Annotated in this window: 12 protein-coding genes; all 12 read left to right on the forward strand. The window is 37.9% G+C overall.

What is annotated here, in order from left to right:
- Positions 1-48 precede the first annotated feature (48 nt).
- Positions 49-1,257, forward strand: coding sequence for an MFS transporter (locus KHA96_RS10615; RefSeq protein ID WP_213129267.1), 1,209 nt, complete (start codon positions 49-51; stop codon positions 1,255-1,257).
- 194 nt (positions 1,258-1,451) lie between these two features.
- The gene (gene murQ, locus KHA96_RS10620) at positions 1,452-2,381 is read left to right on the forward strand and encodes an N-acetylmuramic acid 6-phosphate etherase (protein WP_213129268.1); all 930 of its coding nucleotides are present in this window, start codon (positions 1,452-1,454) and stop codon (positions 2,379-2,381) included.
- Positions 2,382-2,460: 79 nt separating this feature from the next.
- Entirely contained in the window at positions 2,461-3,162 is a 702-nt protein-coding gene (locus tag KHA96_RS10625; RefSeq protein WP_213129269.1) for a PIG-L deacetylase family protein, read from the forward strand.
- Between the two features lie 263 nt (positions 3,163-3,425).
- On the forward strand, positions 3,426-4,574 hold the full coding sequence (locus KHA96_RS10630; protein WP_213129270.1) for an exo-beta-N-acetylmuramidase NamZ family protein: 1,149 nt from the start codon (positions 3,426-3,428) through the stop codon (positions 4,572-4,574).
- A 21-nt stretch (positions 4,575-4,595) separates the two neighbouring features.
- Entirely contained in the window at positions 4,596-5,549 is a 954-nt protein-coding gene (locus KHA96_RS10635) for a GNAT family N-acetyltransferase (protein WP_213129271.1), read from the forward strand.
- Between the two features lie 11 nt (positions 5,550-5,560).
- Positions 5,561-6,436 carry a MurR/RpiR family transcriptional regulator gene (locus KHA96_RS10640; protein WP_213129272.1) on the forward strand — a complete coding sequence of 292 codons (876 nt, stop codon included), beginning with the start codon at positions 5,561-5,563 and terminating at the stop codon, positions 6,434-6,436.
- Between the two features lie 486 nt (positions 6,437-6,922).
- Positions 6,923-7,870, forward strand: coding sequence for a carbohydrate kinase family protein (locus tag KHA96_RS10645; protein WP_349305729.1), 948 nt, complete (start codon positions 6,923-6,925; stop codon positions 7,868-7,870).
- A 276-nt stretch (positions 7,871-8,146) separates the two neighbouring features.
- The gene (locus tag KHA96_RS10650) at positions 8,147-9,229 is read left to right on the forward strand and encodes a PRK06851 family protein (protein WP_213129273.1); all 1,083 of its coding nucleotides are present in this window, start codon (positions 8,147-8,149) and stop codon (positions 9,227-9,229) included.
- Between the two features lie 317 nt (positions 9,230-9,546).
- Positions 9,547-10,269, forward strand: a complete 723-nt coding sequence (locus tag KHA96_RS10655) for a GntR family transcriptional regulator (RefSeq protein WP_249315457.1) — start codon at positions 9,547-9,549, stop codon at positions 10,267-10,269.
- Positions 10,270-10,286: 17 nt separating this feature from the next.
- Positions 10,287-11,432, forward strand: a complete 1,146-nt coding sequence (locus KHA96_RS10660; RefSeq protein WP_213129275.1) for an SIS domain-containing protein — start codon at positions 10,287-10,289, stop codon at positions 11,430-11,432.
- Position 11,433: 1 nt separating this feature from the next.
- The gene (gene gatY, locus KHA96_RS10665) at positions 11,434-12,285 is read left to right on the forward strand and encodes a tagatose-bisphosphate aldolase subunit GatY (protein WP_213129276.1); all 852 of its coding nucleotides are present in this window, start codon (positions 11,434-11,436) and stop codon (positions 12,283-12,285) included.
- A gap of 203 nt (positions 12,286-12,488) precedes the next feature.
- Positions 12,489-13,679 carry a glycine C-acetyltransferase gene (locus KHA96_RS10670; RefSeq protein ID WP_213129277.1) on the forward strand — a complete coding sequence of 397 codons (1,191 nt, stop codon included), beginning with the start codon at positions 12,489-12,491 and terminating at the stop codon, positions 13,677-13,679.
- The last annotated feature ends 83 nt before the right edge of the window (positions 13,680-13,762 follow it).

Genomic DNA, 13,762 nt, shown 5'->3' on the forward strand with positions numbered 1-13,762 from the left:
AATAACAGCCTATATTTCAGAAGGTTAGAAAGGACATCAGGGTAATAAATGGCTAAAAAAGAATCGTTATTAGTTGTAAAATTATTTAATTTTTCTCTTTATGGAGCACTGGCCGTATTAATGTCCTACTTCCCGCTATATTTCCAAGAAGTAGGCTTTAGTACAGTAACAATTGGGATGCTATTGGCGGGTGGACCGTTCGTCTCCATTTTTGCAAATCCTTTTTGGGGTTACTGGAGTGATCGACTTCAAAATATAAAGCGCATCCTTATTATTATGCTAATTGGAAATATTATCGTTGTCCAAATCGTGTTCCAATTTAGCGCACTTCCGCTCGTGTTTTTAGCGATGTTGCTTTTCTTTAATTTTCAGTCGCCATTGTTTTCGCAAAGTAATAGTTTGATTTTAAACACGATTGAGGGAACCAAATATAAGTTTGGGACGTTCCGTCTTTGGGGGTCACTAGGCTGGGCATTAATGGCAGTAGCCGCTGGTCCTCTTATTAATGTTGTTGGCATTAAAAACCTTTGGATATTATATACTGTCATGATTATCGTAACGATCTTAATCGGTTTAAAATTACCAAGAGGAAAAGTGGAAGGGACAAAAGCGGTACAAAAAGGAGGATATGGGAAAGCACTATTAGGAAATAAATACTTTTTAGTCTTTGTCATATTGGGAGTGCTCATCTCTGTACCGAATTCGATTAATCAAACCTTTATGTCTCTATATATTAGGGAATTAGGGGGCTCCGTCGTCCTTGTTGGCTGGTCAGCTTTTTTAACTGCCATATTTGAAGTGCCTGTCTTTTTATTATTTGATCGTTATTTGAAAAGACATACTCCGACGATGTTTGGCCTATTGGTATTAATCAGTATTCTATTTGTCATCCGTTGGTATCTCATGTCAATCGCAACAGGACCTATGCAAGTCGTTTTCTTCCAGATGCTCCATTGCATCACTTTTGGAGGCTATTACTATATCGGTACAACGTTAACAGCACAACTTGTTCCTGTAGAATTACGTGCAAGTGGTCAAGCGATTTATGCTCTTACATGGGGAGGTATTTCCGGGATCATCGCTGGAATTTTCGGTGGCTGGATGTTCCAGCATCTAGGTCCGAATATGATGTATCTTGTAAGCACAATGATTTCTCTATTAGGAGTCATAGGATTTACTGCACTTTGGATTAATATTAATAAGGCTGCTAAACAAAATATCGCCATTGATGGCAGAGGTGAGAATATGCCTTCCTAGAAATAGAACTAAATCCCAGTAAAATGTCTGCTTAAAGGCATATTACTGGGTTTTAATTATTAAACATTGAAATATAAAATCGATTTAATTTTAATTAAAGTAAATTACTATTTCACTAATGGGCTTCTCAATGTATAATGAAATCAATATATTTTATGTTATCGTTTAGGAAAAAGTAAGAAAGGCGGGTATGAATGCAGAAAAACCTTTCGAATCTAACAACTGAACAAATGAATCAAAGTACTGCAAGTATTGATCAAATGTCTTCCTTAGAAATAATTAAACTTATGAATGATGAGGATACATTAGTAGCTGAAGCTGTTAATCGGGAGCTTCCACATATTGCAGCTGTAATAGATTCTATCCACCATTCATTCAAAAACGGAGGTCGTCTCTTTTATATTGGTGCAGGAACTAGTGGTAGACTCGGAATTTTAGATGCATCCGAATGTCCACCAACTTTTTGTACATCCCCTGAGATGGTGCAAGGCATTATTGCAGGTGGAGATACAGCGATAAAAGCGGCTGTCGAAGGTGCCGAAGATAGTATGGATAATGGGGCAAATGATTTAAAAGAAAAACGACTATCTTCAGCAGATATTGTTGTAGGAATCGCTGCGAGCGGGAGAACGCCATATGTAATTGGTGCTCTTGAATACGCTCGTAGTGTAGGTGCTGCAACTGCATCCCTTTCATGTAATAAAAATGCTGAAATCAGCCAATATGCAGACCATCGTATTGAAGTGGTAGTAGGGCCGGAAGTGTTAACCGGATCAACACGATTGAAAGCTGGAACTGCTCAAAAAATGGTGCTAAATATGTTGAGTACCGCATCAATGATTAAAATGGGTAAAGTGTATAACAACCTAATGGTCGATCTTCATGCAAGTAATGAAAAATTGATGGAGAGAGCATGCAATATGGTGATATCGATTACGGGCGTTTCTCAAGAGGAAGCTGAAAAAGCTTTAAAAATCACTAATCAAAAGGTAAAGCCTGCCATTTTAATGATCTTAGGTGAGGTGCCTTTTAACGAAGCAAATCAATTGCTTCAAGAGACTAACGGGTTTTTAAGAGAGGCGATCACAAAGGCGAAGGAAATCCGGCTTGGCGAGGGAAAGTAGGCAAGCCAGGTAAGCGTTAACGTATTGTGTTTAATTTTGCTAGATTAATATAGAAAGTAGATACAGGGAGGAAAATGTCATGAATTTAGTCGTAGTTGGAGCCCACTGTGGAGATGCGGAAATTCAAGCAGGTGCAATAGCCCATAAATATGCTAAAGCGGGGCATAATGTTACATTTCTGCATCTGACTGCAGGAGAAAAAGGGAACCCTCCAGGGGTTTCAGTAGAAGAGTATCGCGAGCAAAAAATTAGAGAATCTGAAAAAGTGGCTGAAGTACTTGGCGTCAAAACGATCACTTTAGATTATAAAGATGCTGAACTCACTTTTAATGATGAAATTATCACTCATGTTGCAACTTTAATGAGGAAATTAAGACCAAATGTAGTCATTACTCATTGGGAAAATAGTATTCATTCCGATCATATTATGACCTTCAGAATTGTTCATGCAGCTCAATTGAAAGCCGGTCTGCCAGGTTTTGATTTAGAAGGTTTGCCAGCCCATTACTACAGCTTCTATCATAGTGAAAACTGGGAAGACATGGATGGCTATGATCCAGATCTATTTATCGACGTTTCAGAAGAATTTGATACATATTTAAAGGCTTTGTCACATTACTGGTTCATTATGAACTCATCTTCATTCCGTTATTACGATTACTATAAAGCACTTGGGACGATAAGAGGATGTGTCAATCGTACAAAATACGCCCAAACATTAAAATTCCCAACAGGAACGAATGTAAGGAAAGGCGGATCATTGCCTGGATATGAATTATAGAGGCTCTTTTCCAAAACATTGTTGATATTAGTTGTAGCTAAATAACGAGAAAAAGATTTTATCCTCGGAACTGATGTTAAAATGAGAAAAGAGCTGCCAGCTAAATAAAAACCGCTAAACTTCCTTATTAGGCGTAAAAGCAGGCTCTTGGGCTTTTGCAAAAACAACAAATTTTAAGAAAATAACCATTATAAAAACACACTAAAAAACAGCCTGCGAAATTCAGGCTGTTCTTCATATTCCAAAAGAAATGAGGCGATATTATGCGTATAGGTTTAGAAATTTTTTTAGAAAAGAATTACAAGCAATTTAATGGTAAAAGAATTGGACTTCTTACGAATATGACAGGTGTAAATGGAAATCTAATTCCTGCCATTGATTTATTTTATGAACATCCTCATATTAATTTGGTTGCCCTTTACGGTCCTGAGCATGGAATACGGGGTGACGCTAAAGAAGGCGAGGCTGTTGAATCTTCGATAGATCCATACACAGGAGTACCTGTTTATAGTTTGTACGGTGCTTCTAAAAAGCCTTCAAAGGAAATGTTGGATCCAATTGATGTCATCGTTTTTGATTTACAGGATATTGGAGCAAGATACTATACATTCATTTATTCTATGGCCTATGTGATGGAAGCATGTGCCGAACACGGTAAAGAGTTTGTCGTATTGGACCGGCCTAATCCAATTTCAGGATTATCTATGGAAGGGAACTTAGTTGAAGAAGATGTAAGGTCCTTTGTTGGACTCTATCCAATTCCAAATCGACATGGCATGACTGTTGGGGAAATTGCCCGGCTGTATAAACACGAATATGGCATCAATTGTAACTTAACGGTTATCCCAATGGAGGGATGGAGTCGTCATATGTATTATGATGAAACGAATCTTTTCTGGATTCCGTCTTCTCCTAATACAACAGGGCTTGATATGAGTATTTTATATCCGGGTACATGTTTAGTGGAAGGAACGAATTTATCTGAAGGCAGAGGGACGACGAAACCATTCGAATACGTTGGTGCTCCTTATATAGAAGGGTACCGATTAGCGAAAGCCTTTAATCAAAAAAAATTACCAGGCATATTGGCACGACCCGTTTCTTTTGTTCCGACTTATCAAAAACATAAGGACTCCATCTGTGAAGGAATTCAAATACATGTATTGGACCGCCATAAAGTTCATGCATTAAAAACAGGGCTGATTTTATTAGAAACAATTGCCGAAATGTATCCGCATGATTTTCAATTTAATGAATATCCAAACGGTAAGTTTTTCTTTGATTTACTAGCGGGGACGAAAGAGCTTAGGAACGAAATTTTAAATGGGGGAACAGTTGATTTCTTACGTTCATGTAAAGAACAAATTGCCCAATTTGAAAAACAGAGAGAACCATATTTGTTATATAAATAAAAATAGTAAGGAGCTTTGTAGATGACTACATATCGCTATTATCAATCAGGAGATGAAATTGAAATCGTTCGTTTATGGAATGAAAGCCTGCTTAAAGATCCAATTAATCAAAAAAGATTTCGTAATCTCGTATTGTTAGACGCTAATTTTGAACCTAAAGGAATGCGATTAGCTTTTGATGACAATCAATTAGTCGGTTGTGTATACGCAGTTAGAAGATTATTGCCGATGTATGGCACCGATTTGGAGCCGGATAACGGGTGGATTCCGTTCTTTTTTATCCATCCTGACTATCGTTTGTCGGGAGTCGGAACTCAATTGATGAAAGAAGCGGTAGAATTTTTACAAGCTGAGGGAAGAAATAATATATTCTTTGCTTCATATGCTCCTAATTATATATTGCCGGGCATTGATGAGGAAGCGTATCCTGGTGCGTACGAATTTTTGCAAAAACAAGGCTTTGCTAAATTATATTCTCCTGTTGCGATGGATCGCAGTCTAGTTGGCTATCAAGTTCCCAAGGACGTTATAGCATTGAAGACTAAAAGAATGGCAGAAGGCTATACGTTTTCAAAAGCGCAGGATAAAGACTTATATGAGGTCATTCGATTTGCCAATGAAGTATTCAATCCTGATTGGGGAAGAGCGATTCGAGAAGGGATTATACAAGGCCTGCCGATGGAACGGATTTTTGTTGCTAGAGAAGGGGAAAAGGTGGTAGGCTTTTGTTTATATGGCGGATATGAAGGAATTCCTGAACGTTTTGGTCCATTTGGAGTAGACCCTGAGCAGCAAGGAAAAGGATTAGGGAAAATCCTATTGCATGAAGCCCTTCAAAGCATGAGAGCGGAAGGTCTGCATGGCGCATGGTTCCTTTGGACTGGAGAGAAAACATCAGCTGGATATCTTTATAAAAAGACAGGATTTGAAATTACTCGCCAATTCCACGTAATGAAAAAAACAGTTGATAAGTGAGTTGAGTTACTATGTCCTTTGCAATGGGCGGTTTAGTTATGCTTTCTGAAATGATGACAAAATTACCACCTTCGGAAAAGAAAATAGCCGAGTTTATTATAGAAAATCCAAGAGATGCAATCTCTCTTACCGCAAGTGAACTAGGTAAAAGAAGCTCAACAAGCGGTGCTGCAGTCATTCGCTTATGTAAATCTCTTGATTTAAAGGGTTTCCAGGAATTAAAGCTTAGAATTGCAGGCGATCTACAAAAGACTTCTCATCAAGAAGTTCGTGACATCGAACCGAATGAATCTAAATACACGATTATTGAAAAAATGACGACAAACAGTATTCAAACAATAAAAGAAACAGCGGAATTACTAAGTGCAGAAGAATTAACGAAGGCCATCAAGGCAATAGAAAATGCTAATGCTATTCACTTTTTTGGAGTAGGAGCATCGTACATCATAGCCCAAGATGCACAACAGAAATTTTTGCGGATCAATAAACAGGCTACAGCTTTTAATGATATTCATATGGCGGCGACCGTTGTGGCGAACTTTAGGAAAGAGGACGTAGTTGTAGGTATTTCTTTTTCCGGAAACACGGCTGAAGTGGCAAAAATCCTTGAATTGGCAAATAAGGTAGGGGCCAATACGATTAGTTTAACAAAATATGGCTCTTCTATCGTTTCAGAGCAGGCGGATATTCATCTCTATACATCCGCTACGCGGGAACCTACTTTTCGAAGCGGCGCTACATCATCTCGAATAGCCCAACTGCATGCCATCGATATCCTTTTTATGTGTGTGGCGTCCCAGCAATACGAAGAAACCGTAAAACACATCGATGATACAAGAGAAGCCATCGATTTTATTCGAATGCCTTTTCGTCCTAAAAAAAAGTAAATAAATATAAGAGGAATACGTAACATAAAAGGCGAACATATAACTAATCAAACGTTTGATTAAGAGAAAAGTGGAAGCGCCTTGCCCATCGACGTACAGGCCCACAGGATGTGGGTCCGTCGACGTCGCCACAGGACGTGGCGATTTTAGTCGACGTTCCTTATTCGGCCTAAGACTTGAGATAAAGGAAACACGGCGAGGAACGAGCTAGTGAAATTGGCACTTCAAATTTCACCTAGTGAAATTGGCACTTCAAATTTCACCTAGTGAAATTGGCACTTCAAATTTCACCTAGTGAAATTGGCACTTCAAATTTCACCTAGTGAAATTGGCACTTCAAATTTCACCTGATGTTGACTTGCGCAAAAGAGAAGGACAAGAAGTTTGCTAGTCGATAGGCGCTGAAGGTAGTTAGGCAGAAAAGAATGCGCCTCCAATTTTTTTGATATTTGGAGGATCTTTTTATAATTTATAGGGGGAGAAGTCGTGGCTAAAAAGAAGATATTTATCATTGGAGAAATTAATGTCGATTTGATTATGACGGGAGAAAATGTTGATCCACAATGGAACCAAGAGAAATTAGTTGATTCATTTGATTTAGTTTTGGGATCTTCATCATGCATTACCGCGGCAGGATTAGCCGGTTTAGGAATGGACGTTTATTTTGTTGGTCTCGTTGGTGATGATGTATTCGGTCGCTTCTGTGTGGAGGAGTTAAAGAAAAAGGGAATTAATACGAGTTATGTAAAATTAGTCCCGCATATCCAAACAGGGGTTACGTTATCGTTATCAACTTCTAAGGACAGGGCGCTGCTTACATATATGGGAACGATTTCTGAACTAGGACCTGAAGATATTCCAGCAGAAATCTTTGATCTAGCTGATCACATTCATTTCGGATCTTATTTTTTACAGACAAATATGAAAAAACATTGGAAAGATGTATTAATTCAAGCTCGATCAAAAAATGTTACTACATCATTTGATACAGGCTGGGATCCAAATGAAAAGTGGGATCGGGATGAAATATATTCCTTAATAGAGGATGTAAGCTTATTTATTCCGAGTGAAGTAGAAATAAATAATATTTTTGACTTGCCTAGTGTGGATCAAATAGAAAAGATTCTACCTAAAAAACATGAAAATATCGTCGTGAAGCTTGGGGCAAAAGGATCCATGATGATTGATGCACTCGGAAAAACAACAAAGACGAGTGGATACTCCATTACTCCAGTTGATACGACCGGCGCAGGAGATTCTTTTAATGCAGGGCTCATTTATGGATATTTACATGGAAAGAAAAATAAAGATCTACTGGAATTTGCCAATGCATGTGGAGCTATGGCCACGCTAAGAATAGGGGGAGCAAGTACAGTTCCTAGCGTAGAGGACGTCATAGCGTTCCAAGAGGATAATAGTATTGTAAATTCTTGAATTTATAGGCGATAAAAGGCGAACATACATCTAATTAAACGTTTGATTAAAAGAAGAAAAAATTAATCAAACGTTTAATTAATTTGTGAAACGGTGAACAATACTTGTTGAAGAGGCTAATCAAAGATTGATTTATAAGGAAAACCGCATACTTTTAATCAAAATTTGAATAATATAGAAGATATATTATATGAGTTTTTATCATGATGATGGACTATGCCAAGCTGATTCGCATAGGCTAATTTGAAACGAATCTTCAACAGGAGTTGACGATAGATGAGCGGTAAAACTTTGAGATACTTTGCAGGAGGAAATACGGCGAAGGGTTTTTATAATTTGTATGACTCGAACTTAGCGGGTCTGGAAAGGGTTTTTATTTTATCAGGAAAATCAAAAAAAGAAAAATCTCACATTATTGATCATTTCATCCAAAAGTGGAGTGAATCTGATCTTCCAATGGAGATTATTCATAGTGCAGGCAATCCTGACGATGTTGAGGGATTAATTATTCGAAAGTTGAATTTTGCTATCGTAGATGGAGATCCGCCTCATGAAGTAGGAAAAGAGTATACCGGTTCATTGTGGGAAACAATAGACTTGGATCAAGCTGACAGAACCGCAAATTTAGATGGAGAAATGGATGAGGTTTTAAACTTAAAGTCGAAAATTGAACAATCCTATCTCAATGCATATAAAGCTTATGAGAAGGGGCTTCAGGTTCACGATGAGTGGGAGCGTATTTATATTAATCAAATGAACTTTAATAAAGCAGATAATGTTGCAAAATCGCTCATTTCCACTTTGATTAAAAAACCTGTTGTTGCAGAAAATAATGAGTCTAAAATCAAACGCCGTTTTCTTGGTGCTGCTACACCAATAGGAGCAGTTGATTTTGTCGATAATATAACAGAGGGTTTACAGGCAAGATATTTTCTAAAAGGGCGAGCAGGCACTGGCAAGTCCACTATATTAAAAAAAATTGCGGCGGAAGCAGAAAGAAATGGATATGATGTTGAAATTTATCATTGCGGATTTGATCCCGAGAGCCTTGATATGGTGCTAGTTCGGGAGCTGGGATGGGCCGTTTTTGACAGCACACAGCCACATGAATATTTTCCGGCGCGACCTGGGGATGAAATTGTCGATATGTATGAATTGACAATTGCCCCTGGAACGGATGAAGCCTTTGCAGAAGAAATCTCCAATATTGAAGCACGGTATCGTGAACAAATGAAAATGGGGAAGCTTTATTTAGCTGAAGCGAAAAAATATCAAGATGAACTAGAAGCAATTTATAGCAAAGTATCAGATAAAGATCAGGCAAATCTCATGATACAAGAACTGGACCATCTAATGTAAACCAATGTAGATAATCTAAAATGAAGTGGCTGTCTAATAAGTGTTGGAAAAAGGTCATTTTTCTCTAATTCCAATGGAAAGCGAACATATACAGCAGAAATCAACAGTCTATTTTAAAAGAGCAATTTACATTATGAGAGGCTTTCCAAAAGTCAACGATACGACTTTTAGAAAGTCCTTTTTACTTTTTAAATTACATAATCATTTTTTAATACGAAAGACCCTTCAATTTTTTTTCACACATGATATAATTAATACAACTGGTAATGACAACATGACAAGATATTAGATTTATTATTTAAGGAGAAGGAATGAGGATGGTCGAAAAAAAGGATAACCGTTTGCCACTTTATTACCAACTAATGGATATTATCATACGTAAGATTGATTCTGGAGAGCTTAAGGATCATGACAAGCTTCCTTCTGAGCGAGAATTATGTGAAATGTATAATGTAAGCCGTACGACTGTAAGACAGACGATGCAGGAACTTGAGAAAGAGCAGTTAATTTATAAGCAACACGGCAAGGGGACGTTCGTTTCACCAAAAGTCATCAACCAAAGTCTACTTAAATTTTATAGTTTTACAGAAGAAATGAAAAAGATTCATAAAATTCCATCCTCAAAAGTATTAGCATTTGATGAAATAGAAAGTGATGCGAAAACGGCAAAGAAAATGGAAATCAGTGAGGGCACGAAAGTTTATAAAATAACAAGACTTAGGTTCGCAGATGATGAACCGATGATGTATGAAACCTCGTATTTGCCTTTAGACAGGTTTCCTAATCTAAATGGAAACGATCTTGATTTGGTGCCAATGTATACTCTTTTTCGCGATCAATATCAGGCCATCATTACAAAGGCTACCGAACGATTTTCAGCCATTCCGACATCAAAGAATGAAGCGGCCCTTTTAAACATTCAAGAGGGAGAGCCTAGTCTCTTAATTAACCGAATAAGTTTTGAAGATGATTACGTGATTGAGTACACGGTCACGATTGCAAGAGGAGATAAGTTCACTTATTCAGTGGAATTAAACTAAAGAAAGGTTGGGTAAAAATGGAGAAGTCACACACAATGAGAGAAATTGAGCAACAACCATCGTTATGGGTAAAAGCAGTTGAGCAATTAGCAGTTGAAAAAGAAAATATGGAATTATTTTTAAATGCAATTGAAGAGAAGCATGGACAGACTAGAGTAATTTTTACAGGGGCGGGAACAAGCGCGTTTATTGGTGAAACAATTTATCCGTATGTTCGCCGTGCTATTAGAGAAAGAGGCTGGGAAATAGAAACCATCTCAACGACTAATCTCACATTGTCACCTTTTTCTTTTTTAGATAAAAGTATTCCGACCATTATGGTATCATTCGCTCGTTCAGGAAACAGCCCTGAAAGTATTGCGGCTGTCGAACTTGCTGAAAAAATGATTAATGATTTTTATGAAATTACGATTACGTGTAACAGCGAAGGTGCACTAGCAAAGCGAAAACGAGAAAAAGAAGAACAGCTTGTATTAATTCTCCCTGAAGAAGCGAACGACAAGGGACTGGCGATGACGAGCAGTTACTCAACGATGATGCTGACTGCCTTGTATTTGTTCAGTAAAAATAAAGATGAATTTGGACAAAAAGTATCGGAAATTGCTAAAGCTGGAGAAGTGGTGCTTAGTACTTGCAGGAATTTAATTCCTGAGCTAGTTAAATTTCCAATCAGTAAATTAGTTTATTTAGGATCCGGAGTATTTGAAGGTTTATCAAGGGAGTCCGCTTTAAAGTTTCTTGAATTAACGTCTGGAAATTACCCAACGATGTTTGATACAACTCTCGGATTCCGACATGGTCCAAAATCAATCCTAGATCAAGAAACGATGATCGTCGTGTACTTGTCCAATCATGAATACACAAGAAAGTATGACCTTGATATGTTAAAGGAATTATATACTGAAAAAGGCCGGGGCCCACTTGTTGCAATTTCAGGGCAAGAAGATCAGGAAGTTGCAAAATTTAGTGATTATCAAATAAATGTTCCACTACCTGCAGAGGAAGATATGTTGCTGGCATTTCCGAATGTTATTTTTGCACAAATGCTAGCCTATGAAAAATCTCTTCATAGTGGTTTATCACCTGATAACCCATCTCCAACTGGTGTGATCAACCGCGTTGTACAAGGTGTACAAATCTATCCTTTCGAGGAGGAAAAATAATATGGCAAATGCCTCACAAAATCTTTTACAATTAGCTCAATCTGGAAATTACGCGGTCCCAGCGTTCAATATTCATAATTTAGAAATTGCTAAGGCAGTACTTGAAACAGCAGAAGAAATGCAGTCACCTGTTCTTCTTGCTGCAACTCCGGGAACGGTTAAATATATGGGAGAAGAATTCCTAATTGGTATTATGGAAGCGGCTAGGAAAAAATATCATATCCCATTTGAAGTGCATTTGGATCACCATGAAAATATAAACGATATAAAAAGGTTGATTGATATGGGAGTTGGTTCTGTCATGATTGATGCGAGCCATCATCCGTTCGAAGAAAATATAGCGATTGTAAAGGAAGTTGTAGATTACGCTTCGAATTATGGAGTATTTGTTGAGGCTGAGCTAGGGAGATTAAGTGGTATAGAAGACGATATGAGTGTGGATGAAAAAGATGCCATTTACACTAATCCTGCTCAGGCGAATGAATTTGTCGAGCGGACTGGAATCCACTCTTTGGCGGTTGCCATTGGTACCGCTCATGGTTTATATAAAGGTGAGCCAAAGCTTGACTTGGAGCGTTTGCAGGAAATTCGCCAAGCCGTAGATATTCCACTTGTCCTTCATGGCGGCTCCGGACTTCCAGATGCTTTAGTTCAGGAAACAATTCGTATGGGAATTTGCAAAGTAAATATTGCGACAGAATTAAAAAATGCTTTTATTGCAGGTTTAAGTAAATATTTAATTGATCATCCAGATGAAAACGATCCACGAAAATATTTTAGCGATGCCATTACAAAACTTAAAAAAGTAGCAGCAGATAAAATTAATATGTGTCAGAGTGCTGGTAAGGCATAATATTACAGGTAAACGGAATTTAACGCAGTGTTAAATTCCGTTTATTTTTTTGTGTTTTGTCCTTATCATATGAACATAATTTTATGATTATGATATATTATATATAACAACAGTGGTTATTATTCACGTGTGTATTTCTCTGGTGTACACATGTGTATTATGCGCTTACATGAAGATGGATTTTCCAAAGTGGAGGGATGAATATGTCGAGTCAAACATTGGATCAATTTTTAAAAGAGAATCTGAATCAGTTGCGAAGCCAAGGTCTTTATAATGAAATTGAAACGGTCGAAAGTGCAAATGGTCCCATCATTACATTGGATGGAAGAAACCAAATTAATTTATCTTCGAATAATTACTTAGGCCTTGCTACGGATGAGCGGTTAAAAAAAGCCGCAATTGATGCAGTGAATGAGTGGGGTGTTGGAGCAGGCGCCGTTAGAACGATTAATGGTACGTTAAGGCTCCACGATATGCTTGAAGATAAATTAGCTGAATTTAAAGGTACAGAGGCAACCATTTCATATCAGTCTGGCTTTAACTGTAATATGGCAGCGATTTCAGCGGTAATGGATAAGAACGATGCGATTTTATCAGACGAATTAAATCATGCATCCATCATAGATGGATGTCGTTTATCAAAAGCAAAAATCATCCGCGTTAATCATTCGGATATGGATGATCTACGAAACAAAGCTAAGGCAGCAAAAGAATCAGGTCAATTTAATAAAATGATGATTATCACTGACGGTGTTTTTTCGATGGATGGGGATATCGCGAAGCTTCCAGACATCATTGACATTGCTGAAAAATTCGACTTGATTACGTATGTCGATGATGCCCATGGTTCAGGAGTGTTAGGGAAAGGGGCAGGTACAGTAAAACACTTCGGCCTCCAAAATAAAGTCGACTTTCAAATTGGTACGTTATCGAAAGCAATTGGTGTTGTCGGAGGATATGTAGCAGGAAAAAAAGAATTGATTGACTGGTTAAAGGTAAGGTCTCGTCCGTTCTTATTTTCAACTGCTGTTACCCCAGCTGATGCTGCAGCTGCTACGAGAGCAATTGAGATTTTGATGGAGAGTACTGAACTCAATGAACGTTTATGGGAGAATGGCAACTATTTGAAAAAAGGTCTACAAAACCTTGGATTCAATATCGGCCACAGTGAAACACCGATTACGCCTGTCATCATTGGTGATGAAAAAATGACTCAAACATTCAGTAAGCGCCTATATGAAGAAGGTGTATACGCAAAATCAATCGTATTTCCGACAGTGCCTAAAGGAAAAGGACGTGTCCGTAATATGCCGACCGCCGCGCATACGAAAGAAATGCTTAATGATGCCTTTTCCATTTATGAAAAGGTTGGAAAGGAATTGGGGATTATTTAATTTTTGTCTAGCTGCAGGCACCTTCCGCTTTTCAAGGCACATCGTATTTCCCTTCTCTCAGTCGAAGAACGGAAGTTTGTCTT

It is taken from the genome of Bacillus sp. FJAT-49711, from assembly GCF_018343715.1.
Classification (GTDB): domain Bacteria; phylum Bacillota; class Bacilli; order Bacillales; family Bacillaceae_C; genus Lederbergia.